This window comes from Nitrosomonas cryotolerans ATCC 49181 (assembly GCF_900143275.1).
Lineage (GTDB): Bacteria > Pseudomonadota > Gammaproteobacteria > Burkholderiales > Nitrosomonadaceae > Nitrosomonas > Nitrosomonas cryotolerans.
In genome coordinates, this window is the sequence record NZ_FSRO01000001.1 from 981,980 (window position 1) to 1,004,585 (window position 22,606).

Below are 22,606 nucleotides of genomic sequence, written 5' to 3' on the forward strand. Positions count from 1 at the left end.
TATCAAAAATACAGGTTCCATTTACCCCTGAGAGCGACTATATTGCCTCAGGATCGGTTGCCCACGCTGTTATGCAAGGGAAGTTCGTGAACTCATTGGACTAATATATAACAATGAGATCAATTGGTTGTTATATAACACGTTTGTTTTTTAGAGTCAGATTGAATGCCTGTTATCTTTCCCCATCTGTTGATTATGATGAGATTTTAAGATTTTCGTTTCAAGTAGCGACCGGTTGAATTATAAGTGCTTCATGAATACCTTGGAGCGACGTTGGTAATTGTATAATCCCTGTTTTGCTTTGGGTAAGTCTGAGAGTGCGATCTCTTTGAAGCCATGCTCAATAAACCAATGTGTTGTGCGCGTCGTGAGAGCAAATAATTTTTTGCTTCCTTGAGCGATTGTTTGGGCTTCAGCATATTTGAGTAGTGTATTGCCGCGTTCCGAATTACGGTAATCAGGATGCACCGCAAGACACGCAAGTTCACAGGCGTTCTCATCTGGAAAGGGATACAATGCAGCACAACCGATAATCATACCGTCATGCTCGTATACAATAAAGCGGTTGATTTCAATTTCGAGTAGCTCACGATTGCGTCTTACCAGCACTCCCTCAGCCTCTAGTGGTTCAATTAATTGTAGAATACCGCCCACATCTTCTATTTTTGCATTGCGTAAGGATTGCAGGGATTCTCGCGATATCATGGTGCCGATACCGCTGTGAGTGAACAGCTCTTGTAATATCGCACCATCGATATGGCGACTGATCAGGTGGACGCGCGCGATACTGCTTTCACACGCCTTGATTGCGTAGGAAAGGCATTGTTCAATTGCGAGCGGCAGTTTTATTGTATTGTTTGCATGTTTGGTGAGGAGTAACCGAGATTCAGCAACCGTTAATTCACGTAGCAGCGTCTGAGGTTTATCAGTAAATTCCTCTGAAATACCCGGCACATCCAGTAGGAAAATGAGCTTTTCTGCATTGAGTGCAATGGCCACTTCGGTTGCGACATTTTCCAGTGTTAAATTGAATATTTCTCCTGTTGGAGAATTACCTAAGGGAGAAATGAGAGCGACATCACCCTGTTCCAAGCGTGTGCGAATCATGGCTGCATTTATTTTGCGTACTTTTCCTGTATGCATTAAATCAACGCCGTTAATCACGCCAATGGGGCAAGCGGTAACAAAGTTGCCGCTGGTAACGCGAATAGCGGCATTCGCCATGGGTGAGTTGGGTAATCCCATGGATAGTAAGGCCTCTATTTCAATATGAATGCGCCCTACCGACTCTTTTACACGCTGTAATGTGGCTGGGTCAGTAACACGCATGCCCATTACAGATTTGGTTTGCAATTTACACTCATCGAGCCGTAAATCTATTTGTGAGCGCGCGCCATGTACTAAAACCAGCCGAACACCGAGGCTGGCCAGTAAATTGATGTCATGTATAAAGTCGACGAATTTTGCATCGGTTACCATTTCACCACTGAAAGCGATGATAAAAATTTTATTGCGAAATGCGTGAGCATAAGGTGCAACCGAACGAAACCAGTTGACAAAATCAGTATTGGATTTCATCTTTTAAATGGATATTAAGGATTAAATTAGTTTATTTGCTCGCTAATAAGTAGTGCAGTCGCTTGTCAATAATCACCCCATAGTGCTTGCATTGCCGCAATTGTAGCCAATGCCGCACTTTCTGTTCGGAGTATACGTTTTCCTAAGCGCAATGGAATAAAGCCCGTGTGTAAAATAGCGATTTCTTCTTCCTGTGTAAGACCCCCTTCTGGCCCGACAAGTAGCGTTAATACCGTATTAAGAGGGGGCTTCTGGAAATGGGTTAAACTCTTTTCTGCTGTGGTGGACAGCATAAATCCGAGATTCTGGGACGTCTTATTCATGTTTTTCTGATTTGACCAATCAGATAATGACATCAAGGGAGAGATTTGTGGTACATGATTTCTGCCAGATTGCTCACAGGCAGAAATGGCAATTTTTTGCCAGTGTTGCAGGCGTTTGATTGCACGTTCGTTGGTGAGATGCACGATGCTACGATGGGTAGTAACAGGAAAGATATGCGTGACACCGAGCTCTACTGTTTTTTGTATAATCCAGTCCATTTTCTCGTTGATACATATTGCCTGAACTAATTCAATTATCAATGGTGATTCCCGTTCAATGGCATGATACTCATTTATTAAAGCGGTAGTCTTTGATTTACTGATGTGTGTGATCTGTGCCAGGAATTCACCTCCCTTGTTATTGAATAGTGTGATTCTGTCACCCGATCTCAGACGTAATACGCGCGTGGCATGATGCTCAATATCGGCCGGTAATTCGATAGAATGACCTACAATGATGTCTTCGGTGCATTGACATCCTCCCCTTCCTAAACGAAGGGGATTCCTAGCGACTTATTAAGCCGTTAAGAGTAGGTTTGTATTGCTACTGCCTACTGGTTCCTGCTTCTTAGACGAAACTAACGTTTCAACTCCACAGGCTAACAAGCGATGTCCTCGCTCAAGTACATTCAAGGCACCTACCAAGTCGGCATTGGCTTTAAATCCACATTCTGTACATTCAAAAGCACTTTGGCTTTTGCGATTGTCACGACTAACATGTTGACATCTAGGGCAGGTTTGAGAGGTGTATTGAGGGTTTACCTTCAATACATCCCCGCCTGAACAAGCCTGTTTATACTCCAAAAACGAAACGAACATTCCCCATCCTTGGTCAAGAATGGATTTGTTTAGACCCGATTTCGCTTTGACGTTTTTACCATGCTTTTCAACACTGCCCTTGGCACTCTTAGACATGTTTCCTATCTTTAAATTCTCAACTACGACCATTGCGTGATTTTTGCTGATTTCGGTTGAGGTTTTGTGTAAGAAGTCTAAACGAGCATTGGCAATACGCTCATGCAGTCGGGTAATGATTTGTTTCTGCTTTTTCCAGTTAGCAGAGAAACGGACTTTTTTAGACAGCTTACGCTGTTCAAAAGCCAGTTTCTTTGATAACTTTCTGAAACTGTTTAAAGGTTCTACGTATGAGCCGTCTGACAAGGTTGCAAAGCGGGTAACGCCCATATCAACACCAATCATACTGGTTGAGCTATGACGCTTTAGCTCGGTCTCGTACTCAGTCTGAATCGACACGTACCAATAACCGCCTTTACGGGAAATCGTCATATTTTTAACGTCACCAATGACTTGGCGTGAATTACGATATTTCACCCAACCGATTTTAGGCAAGAACACTTTGCTAGACTCTTGCTCCAGCTTAAATCCTTGTGGATAACGAAAGCTGTCACTCAAACCTTTTTTCTTGAATTTTGGAATCCGTTTTAAAGGCTGTTTTTTATCAAAACCGTCTTTGAACGCTTTTTCTAAGTTTTTTAAGGCTTGTTGCAACGGTTGAGAATGAACGGTTTTTAGAAATCCATAATCTTCTGAGGATTTCCATAGCTTTAGCCAAAATGACAACTCGTTGTACCAAAGCAATGGCTGTTTCTGCTCTAATCTGAACAGATTCATTGCTAAGGCTTTATTCCAAACAAACCGATTAGCACCTGCAAACTCAACCATCTTCTGTACTTGGTCAGAATTTGGATTGAGTCGAGATTTAAAGGCTTTGCGTATAATCTGCTTCATGGTTATAATTATACAAAAAGGAATTGGTCTATGCAAGTTAATAACGATGTAATAACAGTAAGACATTTCGTTTTTAATCTTAATGTTCATTTGGTCTTTGTAACAAAATACCGTAGAAATGTTTTCTCCGGAAGGGTATTAATTGATTTGGAAGAAATATTTAAAAACGTGTGTTTGGATTTTGAAGCAGAATTGGTGGAATTTAACGATGAGCATGATCATATTCACCTTTTAGTTAACTATCCACCAAAAATTGCTATTTCTAACTTGGTAAATAGTTTGAAAGGCGTTTCAAGCCGACTTATTCGCAAAAAGAATTATCCCGAAATTAAAAATAAGCTTTGGGGTAATATGCTTTGGAGTCCAAGCTATTTTGCGGGTAGTTGTGGTGGAGCACCACTCTCGATTATTAAGCAATATATTGAACAACAGCAAAGATCGCATTAAACAGGCTTCGCCTGTGCGCTTATATCTCCGCCCTGAAGGACGAAGTTTTACGCGCTATTTGATAAAAGCGTGGGTACATTATAAGATTAGAGGTAGGCAATTAGTGATAGCGGGTAATGTGCCCATGATAATATAAATTTTCTTAAATACTACCAGTAAGGGGAGAGAAGATATGGCAAGTTTGGAAACACCCATTTGTGAATTTGGCTGGAAAGCGGTTGATTTTGATTTGTTAGGTGTTGATGGTCAACGTTATAACCTGGCAAAAGCTAAGGGGGAAAATGGGCTATTGATAATGTTTATTTGTAATCACTGTCCTTACGTAAAAGCGATACAAGATCGTATGATTCGAGATGTGAGGGAACTCGCTCCGCATGGAATTAATGCAATTGCTATTATGTCAAATGATCCAGCGGATTATCCGGAAGATTCTTTTGATAACATGATACAAATCGCAAAACAATTTGATTATCCGTTTCCTTACGTGTGGGATGAGACTCAGATGATCGCCAAGGCGTATGGTGCAGTATGCACACCGGATTTTTTTGGTTTGAATAGCAAGCTGGAATTGCAATATCGTGGGCGACTGGATGCCTCGCGCAAAGAAGCAGCGCCAGCAAATGTGCGACGTGATCTATTTGAAGGTATGGTGCAGGTTGCTCAAACGGGCCGGGGTCCTGAGAATCAGATTCCCAGTATTGGTTGTTCGATCAAATGGCGGACGTGAAAAAAGTGCTAGATGCCGTTATTAATGTAGTGAGAACCGTTGCGCAACAGGAAATCATGCCGCGTTATTTGCAGGTAGATCGGCGGATTAAAGCAGATGGTAGCTATTTCACAGAGGCAGATCTTGCGGTACAGGCAGTTCTGTTAGAGGAATTGCAAAAAATCTATCCGGGTGCTGCAATGGGGGAGGAAATGCCTGAGCTTGAGCAGCGTGAACAATGGGCTATGGGGGGTTCTGGATTGTGGAGCGTAGATCCGATTGATGGCACTTCCAATTTTCTCAATGGTTTGCCTTATTTTGCTATTTCAGTAGCGCTGATGCAACAGGGGAAAAGTATTTTAGGCGTCGTTTATAATCCTATCTCAAACGAGATGTTTTATGCTGAGAAGGGCGGTGGTGCCTATTTGAATGGCATATTATTACCCATCAATAAGCATGTTCCTTTGTTATCCAGTGCGATGGCTAATGTCGATTTGAAACGATTGGATCGGAAGCTTGCCGAAAGAATTGCGGGCAATCCACCTTTCTCATCTCAACGAAATTATGGTGCCTGTACGCTGGAATGGTGTTATACCGCTGCGGGTTATTTTGACTTATATTTACATGGGGGGCAAAAGCCATGGGATTATGCAGCAGGTAGTTTAATTCTGGAGGAGGCTGGTGGATATATGTGTGGTCTCGGACAGGATGATTATTGGGCGGGATCACCCTGGCGACGTTCGGTTATTGCCGCACGTGATCCTGTTTTGTTTACACAATGGCGAGATTGGGTGCGTGCGCATGCGTAGAGGTATCTGCGTCAACTTATTTATGGATAGTACCTCATGATATTACGGAATGGATCATCCAATTGAAGATTATCATTCTGGGTGCAGGCCAAGTTGGTTCATCGGTAGCAGAAAGTCTGGTCAGCGAAGCTAATGACATCACCGTGGTTGATATTGCTGCAGATAGGCTGTCGCTATTACAGGATCGTCTGGATTTGCGCACGATTATCGGTAGTGCCTCTCATCCATCGGTATTGGTTAATGCCGGTGCCGAAGATGCCGATTTAGTCTTCGCCGTAACTGCAAGTGATGAAACTAATTTAGTGGCTTGTAAGCTTGCTGCCACCTTGTTTAATACGCCAACTAAAATTGCCCGTATTCGGTCTACTGAATATCTTACGCATCTGGAAATCTTTTCTTCAGAAAATTTTTGTGTAGATTTTGCAATTTGCCCAGAACAAATTCTGACCGAATACGTAGAAAATTTGATTGAGTTTCCAGAAGCATTGCAGGTACTTAATTTTGCATCAGGTAAGGTGAGTTTGGTTGCTGTGCGCGCATTTTATGGCGGCCCGCTTGTGGGTCAACAATTGCAGGAATTACGTAAGCATGTTCCCAATGTAGATACCCGTGTGGCTGCAATATTTCGCAAGAATAGATCTATTATTCCAGAAGGCGATACCATAATTGAGGCTGAGGACGAGGTATTTTTTATTGCTGCGTCAGAAGATATTCGAGTTGTCATGCGTGAGCTGCGCAGTATGGATAAGCCTGTTAAGCGTGTCATGATTGCAGGTGGTGGAAAAATTGGTAAGCGTCTTGCTGAAACGTTGGAGAGAGATTATCAAGTAAGAATTATTGAGCATGATTATCGAGTATGCGAGCGGTTAGCAGCGAAGCTGCATCATGCGCTAGTGTTACATGGTGATGCAACCGATGAGACATTACTAGAAAATGAAAATATTGCTGAGATGGATATGTTTTGTGCGCTGACTAACGATGATGAAAATAATATCATGTCATCATTGCTGGCCAAACGTATGGGGGCGCACAAAGTCGTGGCATTGATTAATCGTAGTGCCTATGCTGATTTGGTACAAAGTGGTGGCATCGATATTGCGATTTCTCCCGCACAAGTGACGATTGGTTCGTTACTTGCTTATGTTCGGCAAGGGGATGTTGTCGCGGTACACAGTTTGCGCCGCGGCGCAGCGGAAGCATTGGAACTGGTGGTACACGGTGATGCAAAATCATCGAATGTAGTTGGAAGAAAGGTGGAGGATGTTGTCCTGCCAAAAGGTGCAACAATTGCTGCAATTGTGCGTGGTTTGCCTGTTTCCAAAGGCATGTCAGGGGAAATGGAGCAAGAGGTGCTATCGGCTGCTAATCCACAAGTCATTATTGCGCACCATGATACAGTCATTGAACCAGAAGATCATGTGATTTTATTCGTAATTAATAGAAAAATGATTCGAGAAGTAGAGAAATTATTTCAGGTTAATGTTGGTTTCCTGTAATTGAATTATCGAATGAATCGACTCTTTGTTGTTGTCAATGTACTGGGCAAGATGATCCTGGTATTCGGGTTTACAATGCTGCTTCCATTTGGTCTTGCATTCTGGATGGATGATGGATCACGATTTGCATTTGAAATATCTATTCTTATCACCATTGGCAGCGGCCTGATAATGTGGCTGACTACACGTCGTTTTAAGCGTGAGTTACAGATTCGGGATGGATTTTTGCTGGTTGTATTAGTGTGGTCGGTGTTGCCAGCCTTTGCTATGTTGCCGCTATTATTTTTTCTTCCGGGATTCAATCTTAGCGAGGCTTATTTTGAGGCTGTTTCTGGACTCACCGCAACGGGGGGTACCGTCCTGACAGGACTGGATGTACTACCGCATTCAATTAATTTATGGCGAGGGGAGATGATATGGCTGGGTGGGATGGGCTTGATTGTGTTGGCCGTTGCGATTTTGCCATTATTGGGTGTAGGTGGGAGACAGATATTTAAAGCAGAAACACCCGGGCCTATGAAAGAATCTAAATTGACTCCCCGTATTGCCGAAACAGCTAAAGGATTATGGTTGGTATATGCCGGTCTTACGCTGGTATGTATTTTGGCATACAGATGGGCAGGAATGAGTTGGTTTGACGCCGTAATGCACGCTTTTACTACGTTAGGGCTAGGTGGTTTTTCATCACATGACGCGAGTTACGGTTATTGGAATTCACCGCTAATCGAGCTTGTTGCCATTGTTTTTATGTTGATTGCCGGAATAAATTTTGCAACTCACTTTCTGGCTTGGCGGGGGAAAAAACTCTCGTTTTATCGTCACGATCCGGAAGTGGGGTTGTTCATCTTGATCGTTGTGGCCAGTTGTCTGGGATTTGCATTTTATTTATGGTGTATGGATATTTATAGCGATCCATTGTTAGCACTGCGCTATGCTAGTTTTAATGTTGTTTCTGTTGCAACGACCACTGGATATAGCAATGTAGATTACGGTGTATGGCCCATTTTTGCGCCATTATGGATGTTGTTTTTGTCGGGCTTCTGTACGTCATCAGGTTCTACAGGCGGAGGTATCAAGATGATTCGCGCGCGGATTTTATATCAGCAGGTGTACCGGGAAATGATCACGATTATGCATCCTAATGCGGTGATGCCCGCTAAGTTGGGTAAGAACGTTATTTCAAGCCGAATTATTTTTGCAGTCCTTGTCTTCTTATTCGTATATATCGCAAGTATCGTATTGATGACATTGATGCTTACATTAAGCGGACTTGATGCTATTACCGCTATTTCTGCTGCAGTCGCTTGTATTAATAATTTGGGCCCAGGGCTGAATCAAATTGGTCCGTCGAGCACGTATGCATCATTAACTGATTTTCAGACGTGGATATGTAGTTTTGCCATGCTATTGGGGAGGCTGGAGTTCTTTACAATACTGATTGTTTTTACACCCGCCTTTTGGAGAAAATAAGCTGTTCCAAAATAAATATAAAATACGACGAAAAGCCTTTAAAAAATCCCAATAGTTGAAAAATTAACTCCTTATAATCAATAGTCAGAACTTCTGGCGAGGACTTTTGCAAAAGTCTCGACGAGTGTTAGACGTTATCTGAATGAGCGAAAACAGATAGGATGTGAGGAGAGACCGAAAGTAGAGGTGACAGCGTATTTCCAGACAATTTAATAAGAGCCATAAAAATTTCAAATTTAACGGCAACGATAGCCAAACAGGTTAAGGAGTGAGTGTGAATGATGCAATGGATTTGAAGGGTATCAAAGTGATGATCATCGACGATAGTCATACAATACGACGTAGTGCTGAGATTTTCCTCGGTCAGTCGGGTTGTGAAATCATTCTGGCGACGGATGGATTCGATGCAATGGCTAAGATAATTGACTATCACCCTGATGTTATTTTTATTGATATTGTTATGCCACGCCTGGATGGTTATCAAGCCTGTATGCTTATTAAGAAAAATCCTCGATTCCAGTCGATTCCCATTATTATGTTATCCAGTAAAAGTGGTTTATTTGATCGTGCTAGAGGCAGGATGGTGGGTTCTGATGAATACTTAACCAAGCCATTTACGAAGGAAGCATTATTAAATATTGTACGCAAGTATACAGCACAGCATCACGCTGAGAATTAATTCAAATTATTTTCTGCCACCTTGCTTTCTTTGCTGCGCATTGCCCATTTACTTGAGATGGTTAATTTCTAACATCCACCTTGTTTTAGGCACGATATTTTTCCATGTCTTGATGTGTCAGCCAGATTGGTTGCTGTGAATCAGTTGCCAGATTATTATTTTCTCATCTCTTTTCTTAGCTACATGATTTTTTAATAGTGAGCAGTATGACAGATCTGGCAGATCGGATTTGACTATTTGATCTTGACCCTATTTTAGATGTTCAAGTGATGTATGGGGGAATGATATGCTTGCTGGGCGAGGCGGAATCATTAAAGATTTTTATATAACTTCCTCACGTCAGTCAAATAGATAACGAATATACGACATGTAAAAGCTAATTGGAACAGAGAGGATGCAGATAGGATTTGGATCGTTGGAATTAAGACAGGATAGTGTTGTCCTGATAAAGATTGCTGTTATGAGCGAAAACCCTGATGAAGAAAATGCTATATTTAGCCTGCCGGGCGATGAGGTGAAGAATTTTTGAGAAATCCCCATAAATTATTTAAATATATTTAATCCATTATGAAATAAGGGGAATTTAAGATATGCAGAAAATATCCACACCTTGAAAATGGAAGTTTTATGACAAATCACTTGACTTCAATCCCCAAGGTCGACTAGCCTGCGGGTTATAGCTAACGGGTAGGCGAAATTTGCTTGATCAAGCGTAGTTATTAATTTGTAGCGGTAAATATCGATTATTTTTTATGACTGATTGATATTAAAGCTAGAATAATGATTGTTTGGTAATAGTTTTGATTAACAGAAAGAAACAGGAGAAACAAATATGGCAACAACAATGGGAACAAGTAGCGCAGCCAGCGCAAAAGTCGACTATGACATGACGGAATGGTACGACTCAAAGTACTATAAGATCGGTCTAGCGACAATGCTTGCTTTAGCGACTTTCTGGATTTGGTATCAGCGTACATTTGCTTATTCACATGGTATGGATTCAATGGAACCGGAATTCGAACGCGTCTGGATGGGGTTGTGGCGCGTGCATATGACCGTTATGCCATTATTCGCATTAGTCACTTGGGGTTGGATTCTGAAGACTCGCGATACCAAAGAGCAGTTGGATAATCTGGATCCGAAACTGGAAGTCAAGCGTTATTTCTATTTTCTGATGTGGCTGGGTATCTACCTGTTTGGTGTTTACTGGGGCGGTAGTTTCTTTACTGAGCAAGATGCATCATGGCATCAGGTTATTATCCGTGACACTAGCTTTACCCCAAGTCACGTTGTAGTGTTCTATGGTTCATTCCCGATGTACATCGTTTGTGGTGTTGCTTCATACCTGTACTCAATGACCCGTCTGCCACTGTATAGCCGTGGCACATCATTTCCGCTGGTTATGGCAATTGCAGGTCCACTCATGATTCTGCCAAACGTGGGTCTTAATGAATGGGGTCATGCTTTCTGGTTCATGGAAGAGCTGTTCAGTGCACCGTTACACTGGGGTTTTGTGATACTGGGCTGGGCTGGACTGTTCTCAGGCGGGATTGCAGCACAGATCATTACGCGTTATTCCAACTTGACAGATGTGATCTGGAATAATCAGAGTAAAGAAATTCTCAATAACCGGATTGTTCCTTAATCTCAGGTTATGATGGATATCCCCGTATCGTGTTTTATTGAGGTGGGGATGTCCGCAAATTGTAATGACGTTAGTTTGTATTTGGGGAAGAAGTGAATGCAAACTAGCGGCGCGGTAAATCGTAGTAAAAAGTAGTAAAGGAATCGTCATGTTTTTAAATTTAATATCACACGAAACAATCGAAGGGAGGATCTAGTGAGCAGAACCGACGAAATTTTAAAGGCAGCAAAAATGCCGCCTGAGGCGATCAAGATGTCGAGAATGATCGACGCGGTATATTTTCCAATTTTATGTATCCTTTTGGTCGGAACCTACCACATGCACTTCATGCTATTAGCTGGAGACTGGGATTTCTGGCTTGACTGGAAGGATCGCCAATATTGGCCGGTGGTTACCCCGATTGTCGGAATTATGTATTGTGCGGCAATTATGTACTATCTGTGGGTTAACTATCGCCTGCCGTTTGGTGCGACACTCTGTATCGTCTGCCTGTTAGTAGGTGAGTGGTTGACACGTTACTGGGGTTTCTACTGGTGGTCACATTACCCGATGAACTTTGTGCTGCCGTCTACCATGATTCCTGGTGCGCTGATGCTGGACACGGTTATGCTGCTGACACGCAGCTGGTTGGTTACTGCATTGGTTGGTGGTGGTTTCTTTGGGTTATTTTTCTATCCAGGTAACTGGCCCATTTTTGGACCAACACATTTGCCCGTAGTGGTTGAAGGTGTATTGCTTTCATTGGCCGATTACACTGGTTTTCTTTATGTTCGTACTGGCACACCTGAATATGTGCGATTGATTGAGCAAGGTTCGTTACGTACCTTTGGTGGACATACGACTGTGATTGCCGCATTCTTTGCAGCCTTTGTTTCCATGCTGATGTTCTGTGTATGGTGGTACTTTGGCAAACTTTACTGTACAGCGTTCTACTATGTTAAAGGTGCAAGAGGCAAGGTGTCCATGAAACACGATGTCACTGCATTTGGTGAGGAAGGTTTCGCAGAGGGAATTAAATAATGAGTATAAAAAACATATTTAAGCTGGGCGTCATTGGCCTCTATGGGGTGGCGTATGGTGTAGCAACACTGGCATTAACGGTAGTATTAGATGTTTCACCCGTAGCGGCACACGGTGAACGTTCACAAGAACCTTTCCTGCGGATGCGTACCATACAATGGTATGACCTGAAGTGGGGTCCTCAGACGACCAAAGTGAATGATATCGCTACGATGACAGGTAAGTTTCACCTGGCAGAAGATTGGCCACGTGCAGTTGGCAAGCCTGAACGTGCGTTCTTCAACGTAGGTAGCCCTAGTCCTGTGTTTGTACGTTTGAGCACTAAGCTGAATGGTGAGCCTACCTTCATCGCTGGACCACTTGTCATTGGCCGTGACTATGAATTTGAAGTCAAGCTGAAAGCGAGAATTCCGGGACGTCACCATATGCACGCTATGGTGAACGTGAAAGATGCCGGTCCGATTGCGGGTCCTGCATCTTGGATGAACATCACCGGAAGCTGGGATGACTTTACCAACCCAATTAAAACGCTGACAGGCAAGACCATTGACACAGAAACATTCAATCATGGCAATGGTGTATTCTGGCATGCATTGTGGATGGGTCTGGGTGTTTTCTGGATTGGTTACTTTGTAGCACGTCCGATGTTCCTGCCACGTAGCCGTGTATTGCTGGCTTATGGGGATGAGTTGTTGCTGGACCCGATGGACAGGAAAGTCGGCTTGGCGGTAGCAATACTGACCTGTGCAATCGTCTGGGGCGGCTATCGTTATACAGAAACCGTACATCCTTATACCGTACCGATTCAAGCGGGTGAGTCTAAAGTAGCACCGTTACCAATCGCACCTAATCCGGTAGCGATTAAAGTAACCCATGCTAACTATGACGTGCCTGGTCGTGCATTGCGTGTGACCATGAGCATCACCAATAACGGAGATACCGGTATTAACATCGGCGAATTCACCACAGCAGGTGTTCGTTTTGTTAATGCGCTGGGCCAAGAACATCTGGATCCAGCTTATCCGAGAGAACTGGTAGCGACTGGCTTATCGATGGATGATGATACAGCGATTGAACCAGGCGAAACTCGTGAAGTTAAAATGGAAGCCAAAGATGCATTATGGGAAGTTCAGCGTCTAATGGCTCTGTTGGGTGATCCGGAAAGTCGTTTTGGTGGTTTGTTGATGACCTGGGACGAAGAAGGTAATCGTTACATCAATAGTATTGCTGGCGCGGTTATACCGGTATTTACTAAGCTTTAATCTAAGCTCGGCATAAAAAACCGGTACGCCGCTGTCGTAAGACAGACAGAGGTGTGCCGGTTTTTTTATAAGTAACGTAATATCACGAATTCAGAGTGCCGCACAAAATCCAGAAATGGAATAATAAAGACGGAGGGGCATAAGCAAGCCTTATCTGTTTGAAGGCGCTCACCAGACAGGAGGGTTTGTCGTGGTTAGGCAAATAATACAGGTAAGTATTGCAGCCCTTATTCTGGCTACGACGCTATATGCAGGTGCAGCTTTGGCACATGGAAAAGTTGCCATAGAAGAGGATAGCTGTATGCGTCGGATCGGCGAGAATATGATACATTTTAGCGCTTACCAGCCGCAAAATGATATAGGTGGTCATTATTGTACCGATATTCCGCATGCGGGGGACACGGTGCTTGTGGTGGATTTGATCGATCCGGCACTGCGGGATATGCCGATAGGAATGAAAGTAATCAAAGGGAATAATGCAACTGATGGTGAAACAATAATCAATATACAGCCAGGTTATTTTAAAGATGGGGTAATTAATACAGAGAGCACGCTAGAACAGGGAGAGCATGTGGTTATTGTGACGGCAGAAGGCGTGCCTCCGCTGAACTACCAATATCAGTTACGGGTAGAAATGATCAATTATGCAGCGGTGTTTCGTGCTGCGATTGGGCCGGTGATTGGATTACTGCTGATGATTGTGCTTGGCTATAAGCTCGTGAAGTCAAAGCGACTGAAAAGCTGGTTGGCTTCCCGCCATTCAAAAATAAATGAGCAGTCTGGCGATTAATGAAACAAGATTATTATGACCCATCATAATTTATACAGGAATACTCTCGCATGTTTTTGCAATTAAATTTAATAAAACAAACTCTAGTATCAGTATTACTCGCAGCAAGTATGATATTTTCTGTGCAAGTGCAGGCACACGGTGGATTGGCCCTGGCTGAGGATCTCTGTATCCTCACAGTTGGGCCTTATACCATGCATTTCACTGGTTATCAGCCATTAACTCAAGAAGAAGAATTCTGTGAAGATATTCCTGAGGTTGGTAAAACCGTCGTGGCACTGGATTACATCAATGATGAATTACGCCCATTGACCACGGAAGTACGTATTATTCGCGACACAGGTTCAGAGGAGAATCTGGATGATATTACCGTATATCATCTGCCGCCAAAGGTTTATCCTAGCGCATCCATTGCGGTGGAGCATGTTTTTCCAGAGAAAGGTAAATTCGTGGGCTTGGTTACGGTTACGGGTGGTGCGGAAGATTATGTATCCCGTTTTCCATTTTCGGTTGGTGAGGGAAGACCAACAAGTTGGGTGACAATTATTCTACCAGTTGTGATTATTGTGGGAGCTGGTGCTTTTTTCTTTTCACGACGTCGTAAGGTTGAAACAACAGATACTGCTTAAAGCGCTTTTTTGATGTTGAGATGAGGTTGCTGGATTGAACCCATTCTGATTAAAATTGTCTAATTCTAGATATAGAATTTCTCATAAAGCATGTGCTATCGAGGAGGAGTAATAATGAATCTTAAATCACTCATAATTCCCGTAATGAAGCGGATAATTATTATTTCGGGCATCATATTGATGCCGGCATGGCTGTTGCATGCCGATCCAGTATGGGCGCATACGGCATTAGTTAAATCGGAACCACCAAAACGTGCTGCACTTTCTGTACCGCCGACTCAAGTACAATTATGGTTTAACGAAGAAATTGAGGGAAATTATGCATCAATTTCAGTATTAAGTGCAGATAAAAAACCAATTATTAGCGCAAATGCAGAGCCCGTACCGGATGATTTGAGATCAGTTGTATTACCCTTGCCGGAAATGAAGGCAGGACGGTATACCGTAGAATTTCGTGTTTTATCTATGGACGGCCATGTGGTTGAATCGGCTTATGATTTTAGTGTGAAAAATTAAGTATAAGGAAATGATAGATGTGATTGAGGTGGCTACCCATTGGTTTCAGTTGGCAGCTAATTTAACGCTGTTGGGTAGCTGCGTTTTTCTTGCAATGACCGAAAGTAGCCAGCCTGTTGCCAAGAGATCGTGGATTAATAGATTAGAAGCATTATTTCCTTGGTTAGGGTTAGGTGTGATAGCTGGGTTGATCGTAATTTTGGCGATCACAGCAGGGCAGGCGACCGGAAATGCCGCCAATATATGGCGACCAGGGATCTGGGTTGATTTTTTAGAAAACACTCGCGTGGGAGATGTCTGGGTCTGGCGAGCAGTATTAGCGATGATACTATTAGGTGTCATCTTATATCTTCGATATACTGCTAGGTCACGCTGGCATTATGTGTTTTGTGCCATAGTTGCTACTTTACCGCTAATAGCGGGATCACTCACTAGCCACTCTGCGGCGGAAGAGTTATCCTTGTTGTCCATTTTGCCTTATGCATTACATATTATTCTGGCAGGCGTTTGGCTGGGTGCATTACCGGCATTCTTACTGTTGTTATTTGCTTATGTAAAGACAGAAAAGGATAAGCAAACAAAGAATATCGATATTCAGGTTTTACAGCGATTTTCATTGATAGCTTTGCCTGCGATGCTACTTATCATTGCCTCGGGTATTTTTGTAGCAGATAGGATTTTTGATGGAAACTATGCGGCCTTATTTGCGACACCATATGGCTGGCTACTGAATATAAAATTAGCTTTATTGGCAATTATTCTTGTGATTGCTGCGTATGTTCGTTCAAATTGCTTGCCAATATTTACTCAGGCTGATAACCCGGCAGTTATCAGTGCTAGTGCTAGAGTCATGAGAAAATGGGTGCGTATTGAATTTGTCATCGCCTTGGTATTGTTATTATTAGCGACAATTATTGCTAATACAACACCAGCTAAATATGCACCTATTGAGGAATGGCCCTATCCATTTCGATTTTCAATAGAGACCACTTGGAATGATGCTCGTGTAATCATTCAAGTTTGGACTGGAATTGCAATCCTGGCTTTGGCTGGTGGTGCTGTATGGCTGGGAAAATCACAGAAATGGAAATTGGGGCGCTTAATCATTGTTCCGCTTTTCTTAGTGATTACGGGTTTTGCTGTAGCGTTACCCCCTTTAGCTATTGAGGCCTATCCGGAGACTTATCGTAGAACACCGATTCCTTTTGATGCGGTTTCAATTGCGAATGGTGCCGCACTTTATGCGCAGTACTGTGTTAATTGTCATGGGCCACAGGGAAAAGGTAATGGTATTCAGTCCAGAACATTGTCTACGGTTCCTACTGATATGCTCACTGAACCGCATACTGAAGAACATACCGCGGGCGATTTTTTTCATTGGATCAGTTTCGGAATTAATGATACTGAGATGCCGGGATATGTGGATGAATTGTCGGAAGATGATCGTTGGGATCTAGTAAATTTTATTCATGCTTTATCACGTGGTTATCAGGCAAGAATCCTGACGCCGGAGGTGGTTCCAAACAGACCTTATATGGTCCCCCCCGGTTTTTTTTATACTGCAGAGGATGGCAGTAGTGGTATTTTGGCAGATTTTAGAAAACAGAAATCAGTATTGCTTGTTATATTTTCATGGCCAGAATCGCTTGATAGGCTGAAACAACTCGCGCAAGTCTACGATGTATTAAATGATCAAAACACGTTAGTGCTGGCTGTTCCCAAGGAGGGGCTTGATGCGGAAACAATTAAAAATATTGCGACTGATATCCCCTTTCCAATTGTGACGGAAGGCGCATCGGAAATTGCACATAGCTATGCCTTATCTCGACGAACATTTAGCCGTCCGGATATACTGGGAGCGGGAGTGATTCCTGATCATATGGAGTTTCTGATAGACCGTTATGGCTATTTACGCGCGCGCTGGATTCCACCAACAGAAAACACATTGGGTTGGGATGATACTGATTTATTGATAAAACAGGTTAGTTTGTTTAATCAGGAAGAGTCGATACTGCCGCCGCCAGATGAATATGTCAATTAGTATTACTCGAACCCGCTGTTTTCATCTATTTATATACTAAAAATGAATAAATTATTGATATTAATGTTAGGTATTGTGTTGTTGATTTTCCAGCCAATGAGTACGTTTGCTGAAGGAGCACAGAAGGCGGACGCATTACATGGTGGACAGCTTCGTAAAGCTGGACCCTACTATTTGGAACTTGTTGTCAAGCATAAGGAAATTGCACTTTACGTAACAGATCATGCCGGTAATGAGGTCAGTACTGAGAACGGAACAGGAAAAGTAAACATTCAATCTGGAAAAAATAAGCATAAAATAATGATTGAATTGGAGCCCGTATTGAATAATATTTTGCGGGGAGAGGGTGAGTTCTTGATAAAGTCCGATACAACAGTTATTGCTTTTATTAAACTCTCGGAGCAAGAAGCTTATACTGCACGATTTACACCGCTTAATTCAAATCGTGCAAAAGACAAAACAGATATCAGTAGGCATCATCATGATGACCATGACCATGACCATGACCATGACCATGACCATGACCATGACCATGACCATGACCATGACCATGACCATGACCATGACCATGACCATGACCATGATGCACATCATTCTATGGGTCATGAATCCAAATAGTCGTCATTTCTAATAGAATTCCGGATACTATCAATTGCGAACTATATTTCATTATTTCTTCTCGGAACGCATCAATATTCGTCACACATATTGAGACCTTTGCAAAACCCCAATAGTTTAGAAATTAACTATTTATAATCAATAATCTAAAACTTTTGACGAGGACTTTTGCAAAGCTTTCCTATTGTCTATCGGGATCGGTTAGTGACGTTGGCTGGCGGAGTTAGCTCTTGGAAATGATGTGGATCCGGTTTGTATTTAAGTGTGCTCGGATTGCGTACTGAGTGAGTAGGAAATTTCCTTCCTTTTGGGCGGAAGCAGTCAAATTAAAACTGCGGCAAGCAGAACGGCTACTTCTGTTATTTCAACTAGCGCACCTGCAGTATCGCCTGTTGTTCCACCTATGCGATGTAGCATACTGGCACGTACAGACAGAAAAACAATAGCCGCTGCCATAATCAGAGCCAAGCTATTAACAGTATAAATAAATAAAATAAATATGATGGTTGTGATGACCACTATGATGCTTAGGTTACGTGGCTGATGACGTGCCAGTGCAGAGCCTAATCCATGTGAACGGACGTAGGGGGTGGTTAATAGCAATAATGGTAATAGCGTTCTGCCAAGTATGACAGCAATGAATAGCACAATGGGTGCATCATTCACAAACAGCGCATGCAGTGTTGCGAGCTTGAGTTGTAGGACTAATAGAATTGCAACAACACCGAATGGTCCGCAGTTGGGATCTTTCATAATAGTTAGGGTCTTATCTCGATCACCCATGCCGCCGATCCAGGCATCCGCGCTATCCGCCAAACCATCGAGATGCAAACCTCCAGTTAGTATTACCCATAAAGTGACGAGTAGTGCGGCTGCGACAAATGGAGGTGTATCGCTGAGTAACCAGCTGGATGCGACCAATAATGCTCCAATGAGTAAGCCAACTAATGGGTAATAGAGTAGGGAACGTCCAATATCATGTTCACTGGGTTGTGATTTTAGCCGTACCGGTAAGCGTGTGAGAAATTGTAATGCAATAAGAAAAGGTTGAATCATACCGATATGTCGGTAATTAGCATGGAATGATGATGGTTTTGTCCGTATTCGACGCGAATACGTCGCATGGCGGCATGTTCTATCTCAAGTTCAAGCAGTCGCTCGATGGGGTGCTGCAAAATATGACAAAGCAAAGTGCGTATCACTCCACCATGTGTGATCAATAAAATTTTTTTGCCGGCGTATTGATCTATTATATGATGCCAGGCACATAAAACACGTGTGTTGAAATCGCTCAGACGCTCCGCATTGGGGGGCGTGAATTGCATGGGATTCTGCCAGAAACGGGTTAATGCAGCGGCATCTGTTTGCATTAATTCGGCTGCAGAATAGCCTTCCCACTGGCCAAAGTGTAATTCCTGAACACGCGCATCCTCTATCAAAGGTATGGCATAACGCTGTGCCAGTGCTTGAGCAAATTGGGCGCAACGGATCAAGGGTGAGGTAATAATGTGATCCCAGCCGAGCGAATTTCTTTCAACCGTATTCCACATCTGCAACCAGCCATGCTCGTTCAACGGCGTATCAGTGCTGCCTAGAAAGACGCGACCTCCTTGTGTTTCTCCATGGCGCATCAAATCGATAATCGTTGTTGTTTTCACTTTATTTCAGTTTTTCCGGAAACCTGTGCTTCAGAAAAAGTTGCCATTTCATTATGTAACGTACAGGCCATACGTAGCAAAGGCAGTGTGATCGCAGCACCACTACCTTCGCCAAGACGAAGGCCCAGGTTGCAAAGTGGTTTGGCATTAAGCCTGTCAAGGATTAGGTTATGGCCGGGCTCAGCCGAAGTATGTGAAAATAATAACCAATTCTTCATTCCAGGGCGCAATTGTTCAGCAGTTAATGCTGCAACAGAGCTAATAAAGCCATCGATCAACACGGGTATCCCCAATTGGGCGCAACGGAGGTATGCACCAGTTAAAGCTGCGATTTCAAACCCACCAACGCGGCGCAGCGCTTCAAGGGGGGATGTAATATGGTTGCTGTGCAGATCCAGTGCACGCTGAATGATTGTTGTTTTATGCGCAATACCGTGTGTGTCAAGGCCAGTGCCTGGACCCACAAGTAAGACAGCTTCAGTATCAAGCAGAATGCAGGCTAGGGCGGTAGCAGCTGTGGTGTTGGCAATGCCCATTTCACCGCCAATGAATAGCTGCGTGTTCATGGAATGGGTGCGTTCAATAGCATGGCGGCCAGCCTGTAGTGCTTGAGTCAGTTGATCTATGGTCATTGCAGGCTCATGAATAAAATTAGCCGTACCAGGACCCAGTCGGTAATCGCTTACGTTATGAAACGCTTCGGTATCCTGTGCTGTTCCCATATTGATTACCTCAAGTTGCACACCCAGGATTTGAGCCAAGACGCTAATCGCGGCCCCACCATTGGCAAAATTCCTGATCATTTCGCAGGTGACTGCTTGTGGAAATGCAGATACTCCCTCGGCCGCAACGCCATGATCTCCCGCAAATATGGTAATCTGAACGCGCTCTACGTCGGGTCGGAGAGTGCCTTGAAGCGAGGCAAGATGAATGGCGATATCCTCAAGCCGGCCCAGTGAGCCTGACGGTTTGGTGAGCTGTGCCTGGCGTGCTTGAGCAGCTTGCCGGGTCTTGGCATTGGGGATGACGAAAGGCTCATTTAGCCAATCGATTGCAGCTGTTTCATTCATGGGGATGCTCTTTTAATATGTGTGGCAGACCGGCAACGGTTAGAATAACTTGTTCGCAGCACTGTGCCAGATCCTGATGTAATCGCCCGGCTTCATCACAGTAGCGGCGGCTTAGTTCTCCCATTGGGGTGATGCCCATATTCGTTTCGTTGCTGACTAGAATAATTCGGCCTGTTAATGTGGGTATCGTTGAGAGCAAGGCCTCGCGTTCGTATAAAAATTGTGATGTATCCTGGGCTGTTAATAGATTAGTTAGCCAGAGTGTTAGACAATCGACGAGAATGCATCGCTCTCTGGTAGCTTGCTGATACAGTACCGAAGCGAGCTGTAACGGTTCTTCAATTACAATCCAATTATCGGGGCGCCGTACACGATGTAATGCAATACGCTTGTGCATTTCTTCGTCAAGTGCAGTGGCAGTAGCAATATAAGTGACAGGCAGTTGACTTTCGGTTGCCAATCGTTCGGCCAGGCGGCTTTTGCCAGAACGAACGCCACCAAGAATGAGGGTTTTTTTATTCATTCTGCAGATACCTTGTTTAGATTAAGCAGTTGATATAATTGGTTAACATCAAGGTGCTGATTGATGCTGTCTGCTAATCGATTCATAGTCGTTTCACGTATTGCATGATAATCGAGCGATTGTATATTGCCATCCAATCCGGCCCAACTGAGTAGCGCATTGCAGGCTGCTGTCGATTCAAATAATCCGTGCAGATACGTACCCAGAATGAGTCCATCCTGACTGATTGCCCCATCAGATTTGTTGTCGAAATAAGCAGCGGGTTCATAGGATGAATCATAGGTAGTGATCCCGGCGTGAATTTCATAGCCTGTCATTGCTGCATCGTTAAGTGCGAGCGTACCCTGTACATTGCGTAGTAATTTGTCAGGCGCTAGCCTGGTAACCATGTCAAAAAATGAAAATCCGGTACGGCCACCTGTTTTCCCTTCGAGACCATTGGGATCATGTATCTGTTTTCCGAGCATCTGGAAACCGCCACAGATACCCATTAGCTTTCCACCGTAGCGCAGGTGTCGCCGAATAGCCGTTTCCCAGCCTTGCTGGCATAGCCAGTCCAGATCGGCACAGACACTTTTTGAACCTGGCAAGATAATCAAATCGGCTGGCGGGATTGTTTCGCCAGGGCCGATAAATTTCAGATTGACTTGCGGATGCAGGCGCAACGGATCAAAGTCGGTATGATTACTGATGCGTGGCAAGGCAGGCACAATAATATGCATCAGCGCTTCTGTTGGATTGAGGTCAGGATTATAAGTAGCTGGCAGTGCATCTTCTGCTTCCAGATGTAGCCCTTGTAAATAAGGCAGGACGCCCAGAACCGGTTTGCCGGTATGTTGTTCCAGCCAGTCCAGGCCTGGTTTGAGTAATGCGATGTCGCCTCGGAACCGATTAATGACAAAGCCTTTTATTCGAGCTTGTTCGCTGTCACTTAACAGGGCCAGTGTGCCAATCAGATGCGCAAATACGCCCCCTCGATCGATATCGGCGACGAGAATAACCGGGCAATCGATTGCCTCCGCAAAACCCATATTGGCAATATCATTAGCGCGCAGATTAATTTCAGCCGGAGAGCCTGCACCTTCTACAATAATCTTGTCGTAGTTTGCCGCGAGGCGTGTATGAGACTCAAGTACGGCTTTTAGTGCGATAGTTTTGTAATCATGGTAACTGCGTGCATTCATATTGCCGATTGCATGACCGTGAATAATAACCTGTGCACTTGAGTCAGTATTGGGTTTCAGTAGCACAGGATTCATGTCGGTATGTGGCGCCAGGCCGCAAGCGAATGCCTGTATCGCTTGAGCACGACCAATCTCCCCGCCATCTGCGCTGACCGCGCTGTTTAATGCCATATTCTGTGGTTTGAAGGGTGCAACACGTACATTCTGTCGGGCTAGCCAGCGACATAAGGCAGTTACCAGTAAACTTTTGCCAGCATCTGAAGTAGTGCCCTGGACCATGAGTGTCTGGGTATTCATGTATTCATGCCGGTTATATTTATCATCTCAACTTCCGGAAAACCCCGGTCTTAAGGCCGGGGATGGATAGGGAGTCAGCTTCGCTGATACTAAAGC

Annotated in this window: 22 protein-coding genes; 14 read left to right on the forward strand and 8 right to left on the reverse strand. The window is 43.8% G+C overall.

Annotated elements, in window-relative coordinates:
* Positions 1 to 240 precede the first annotated feature (240 nt).
* From argA to BUQ89_RS04345, 3 genes are all read right to left on the reverse strand, one after another.
* A complete protein-coding gene (gene argA, locus BUQ89_RS04335) occupies positions 241 to 1,578 on the reverse strand; it encodes an amino-acid N-acetyltransferase (RefSeq protein ID WP_028462042.1) in 1,338 nt (445 codons plus the stop codon).
* 65 nt (positions 1,579 to 1,643) lie between these two features.
* Positions 1,644 to 2,360, reverse strand: coding sequence for a 16S rRNA (uracil(1498)-N(3))-methyltransferase (locus BUQ89_RS04340; protein ID WP_028462043.1), 717 nt, complete (start codon positions 2,358 to 2,360; stop codon positions 1,644 to 1,646).
* A 57-nt stretch (positions 2,361 to 2,417) separates the two neighbouring features.
* Positions 2,418 to 3,650: an RNA-guided endonuclease InsQ/TnpB family protein gene (locus BUQ89_RS04345; protein ID WP_074202485.1), complete on the reverse strand. Its 1,233-nt coding sequence runs from the start codon at positions 3,648 to 3,650 to the stop codon at positions 2,418 to 2,420.
* Positions 3,651 to 3,680: 30 nt separating this feature from the next.
* On the opposite strand from BUQ89_RS04345, the gene tnpA reads away from it, so the two are divergent.
* The 14 genes from tnpA to BUQ89_RS13690 all read left to right on the forward strand — a co-directional run bounded on the left by tnpA (position 3,681) and on the right by BUQ89_RS13690 (position 17,778).
* Positions 3,681 to 4,097, forward strand: a complete 417-nt coding sequence (gene tnpA, locus BUQ89_RS04350) for an IS200/IS605 family transposase (protein WP_074202505.1) — start codon at positions 3,681 to 3,683, stop codon at positions 4,095 to 4,097.
* Positions 4,098 to 4,269: 172 nt separating this feature from the next.
* Entirely contained in the window at positions 4,270 to 4,824 is a 555-nt protein-coding gene (locus BUQ89_RS04355; RefSeq protein ID WP_028462469.1) for a thioredoxin family protein, read from the forward strand.
* A gap of 5 nt (positions 4,825 to 4,829) precedes the next feature.
* Positions 4,830 to 5,612, forward strand: a complete 783-nt coding sequence (locus BUQ89_RS04360; RefSeq protein ID WP_028462468.1) for an inositol monophosphatase family protein — start codon at positions 4,830 to 4,832, stop codon at positions 5,610 to 5,612.
* A 62-nt stretch (positions 5,613 to 5,674) separates the two neighbouring features.
* Positions 5,675 to 7,108 carry a Trk system potassium transporter TrkA gene (gene trkA / locus BUQ89_RS04365; protein ID WP_028462467.1) on the forward strand — a complete coding sequence of 478 codons (1,434 nt, stop codon included), beginning with the start codon at positions 5,675 to 5,677 and terminating at the stop codon, positions 7,106 to 7,108.
* Between the two features lie 12 nt (positions 7,109 to 7,120).
* On the forward strand, positions 7,121 to 8,578 hold the full coding sequence (locus tag BUQ89_RS04370; RefSeq protein WP_028462466.1) for a TrkH family potassium uptake protein: 1,458 nt from the start codon (positions 7,121 to 7,123) through the stop codon (positions 8,576 to 8,578).
* Positions 8,579 to 8,864: 286 nt separating this feature from the next.
* Entirely contained in the window at positions 8,865 to 9,257 is a 393-nt protein-coding gene (locus BUQ89_RS04375) for a response regulator (protein WP_028462465.1), read from the forward strand.
* Positions 9,258 to 10,089: 832 nt separating this feature from the next.
* On the forward strand, positions 10,090 to 10,902 hold the full coding sequence (locus BUQ89_RS04380) for a methane monooxygenase/ammonia monooxygenase subunit C (protein WP_028461076.1): 813 nt from the start codon (positions 10,090 to 10,092) through the stop codon (positions 10,900 to 10,902).
* 195 nt (positions 10,903 to 11,097) lie between these two features.
* Positions 11,098 to 11,922 (forward strand): methane monooxygenase/ammonia monooxygenase subunit A, encoded by an 825-nt coding sequence (locus BUQ89_RS04385; protein WP_036574070.1) that lies wholly within the window; start codon positions 11,098 to 11,100, stop codon positions 11,920 to 11,922.
* Complete coding sequence (locus BUQ89_RS04390; protein ID WP_074202506.1) at positions 11,922 to 13,184, forward strand: methane monooxygenase/ammonia monooxygenase subunit B; 1,263 nt, start codon at positions 11,922 to 11,924, stop codon at positions 13,182 to 13,184. Before BUQ89_RS04385 ends, BUQ89_RS04390 begins: the two co-directional genes overlap by 1 nt.
* 190 nt (positions 13,185 to 13,374) lie before the next feature.
* Entirely contained in the window at positions 13,375 to 13,974 is a 600-nt protein-coding gene (locus BUQ89_RS04395; RefSeq protein WP_028462441.1) for a hypothetical protein, read from the forward strand.
* A 50-nt stretch (positions 13,975 to 14,024) separates the two neighbouring features.
* Positions 14,025 to 14,603 carry a hypothetical protein gene (locus tag BUQ89_RS04400; RefSeq protein WP_028462440.1) on the forward strand — a complete coding sequence of 193 codons (579 nt, stop codon included), beginning with the start codon at positions 14,025 to 14,027 and terminating at the stop codon, positions 14,601 to 14,603.
* A 114-nt stretch (positions 14,604 to 14,717) separates the two neighbouring features.
* Positions 14,718 to 15,119 (forward strand): copper resistance CopC family protein, encoded by a 402-nt coding sequence (locus BUQ89_RS04405; protein WP_028462439.1) that lies wholly within the window; start codon positions 14,718 to 14,720, stop codon positions 15,117 to 15,119.
* 10 nt (positions 15,120 to 15,129) lie between these two features.
* Positions 15,130 to 17,160: a CopD family protein gene (locus tag BUQ89_RS04410; RefSeq protein ID WP_028462438.1), complete on the forward strand. Its 2,031-nt coding sequence runs from the start codon at positions 15,130 to 15,132 to the stop codon at positions 17,158 to 17,160.
* A gap of 42 nt (positions 17,161 to 17,202) precedes the next feature.
* On the forward strand, positions 17,203 to 17,778 hold the full coding sequence (locus BUQ89_RS13690) for a hypothetical protein (protein WP_177183634.1): 576 nt from the start codon (positions 17,203 to 17,205) through the stop codon (positions 17,776 to 17,778).
* Positions 17,779 to 18,099: 321 nt separating this feature from the next.
* Here BUQ89_RS13690 and BUQ89_RS04415 read toward each other — a convergent pair whose 3' ends face one another.
* Genes BUQ89_RS04415 through BUQ89_RS04435 form a run of 5 tightly spaced genes read right to left on the reverse strand, consistent with a single transcriptional unit; the run spans position 18,100 to position 22,510 of the window.
* Positions 18,100 to 18,834 carry an adenosylcobinamide-GDP ribazoletransferase gene (locus tag BUQ89_RS04415; RefSeq protein WP_218146786.1) on the reverse strand — a complete coding sequence of 245 codons (735 nt, stop codon included), beginning with the start codon at positions 18,832 to 18,834 and terminating at the stop codon, positions 18,100 to 18,102.
* Positions 18,831 to 19,436: a histidine phosphatase family protein gene (locus BUQ89_RS04420; protein ID WP_245812895.1), complete on the reverse strand. Its 606-nt coding sequence runs from the start codon at positions 19,434 to 19,436 to the stop codon at positions 18,831 to 18,833. Before BUQ89_RS04420 ends, BUQ89_RS04415 begins: the two co-directional genes overlap by 4 nt.
* Positions 19,433 to 20,506: a nicotinate-nucleotide--dimethylbenzimidazole phosphoribosyltransferase gene (gene cobT / locus BUQ89_RS04425; RefSeq protein ID WP_036574017.1), complete on the reverse strand. Its 1,074-nt coding sequence runs from the start codon at positions 20,504 to 20,506 to the stop codon at positions 19,433 to 19,435. The genes BUQ89_RS04420 and cobT overlap by 4 nt, the downstream gene beginning before the upstream one ends.
* Positions 20,499 to 21,029, reverse strand: coding sequence for a bifunctional adenosylcobinamide kinase/adenosylcobinamide-phosphate guanylyltransferase (gene cobU / locus BUQ89_RS04430; protein ID WP_028462435.1), 531 nt, complete (start codon positions 21,027 to 21,029; stop codon positions 20,499 to 20,501). The genes cobT and cobU overlap by 8 nt, the downstream gene beginning before the upstream one ends.
* The gene (locus BUQ89_RS04435; protein WP_028462434.1) at positions 21,026 to 22,510 is read right to left on the reverse strand and encodes a cobyric acid synthase; all 1,485 of its coding nucleotides are present in this window, start codon (positions 22,508 to 22,510) and stop codon (positions 21,026 to 21,028) included. The genes cobU and BUQ89_RS04435 overlap by 4 nt, the downstream gene beginning before the upstream one ends.
* Between the last annotated feature and the right edge of the window lie 96 nt (positions 22,511 to 22,606).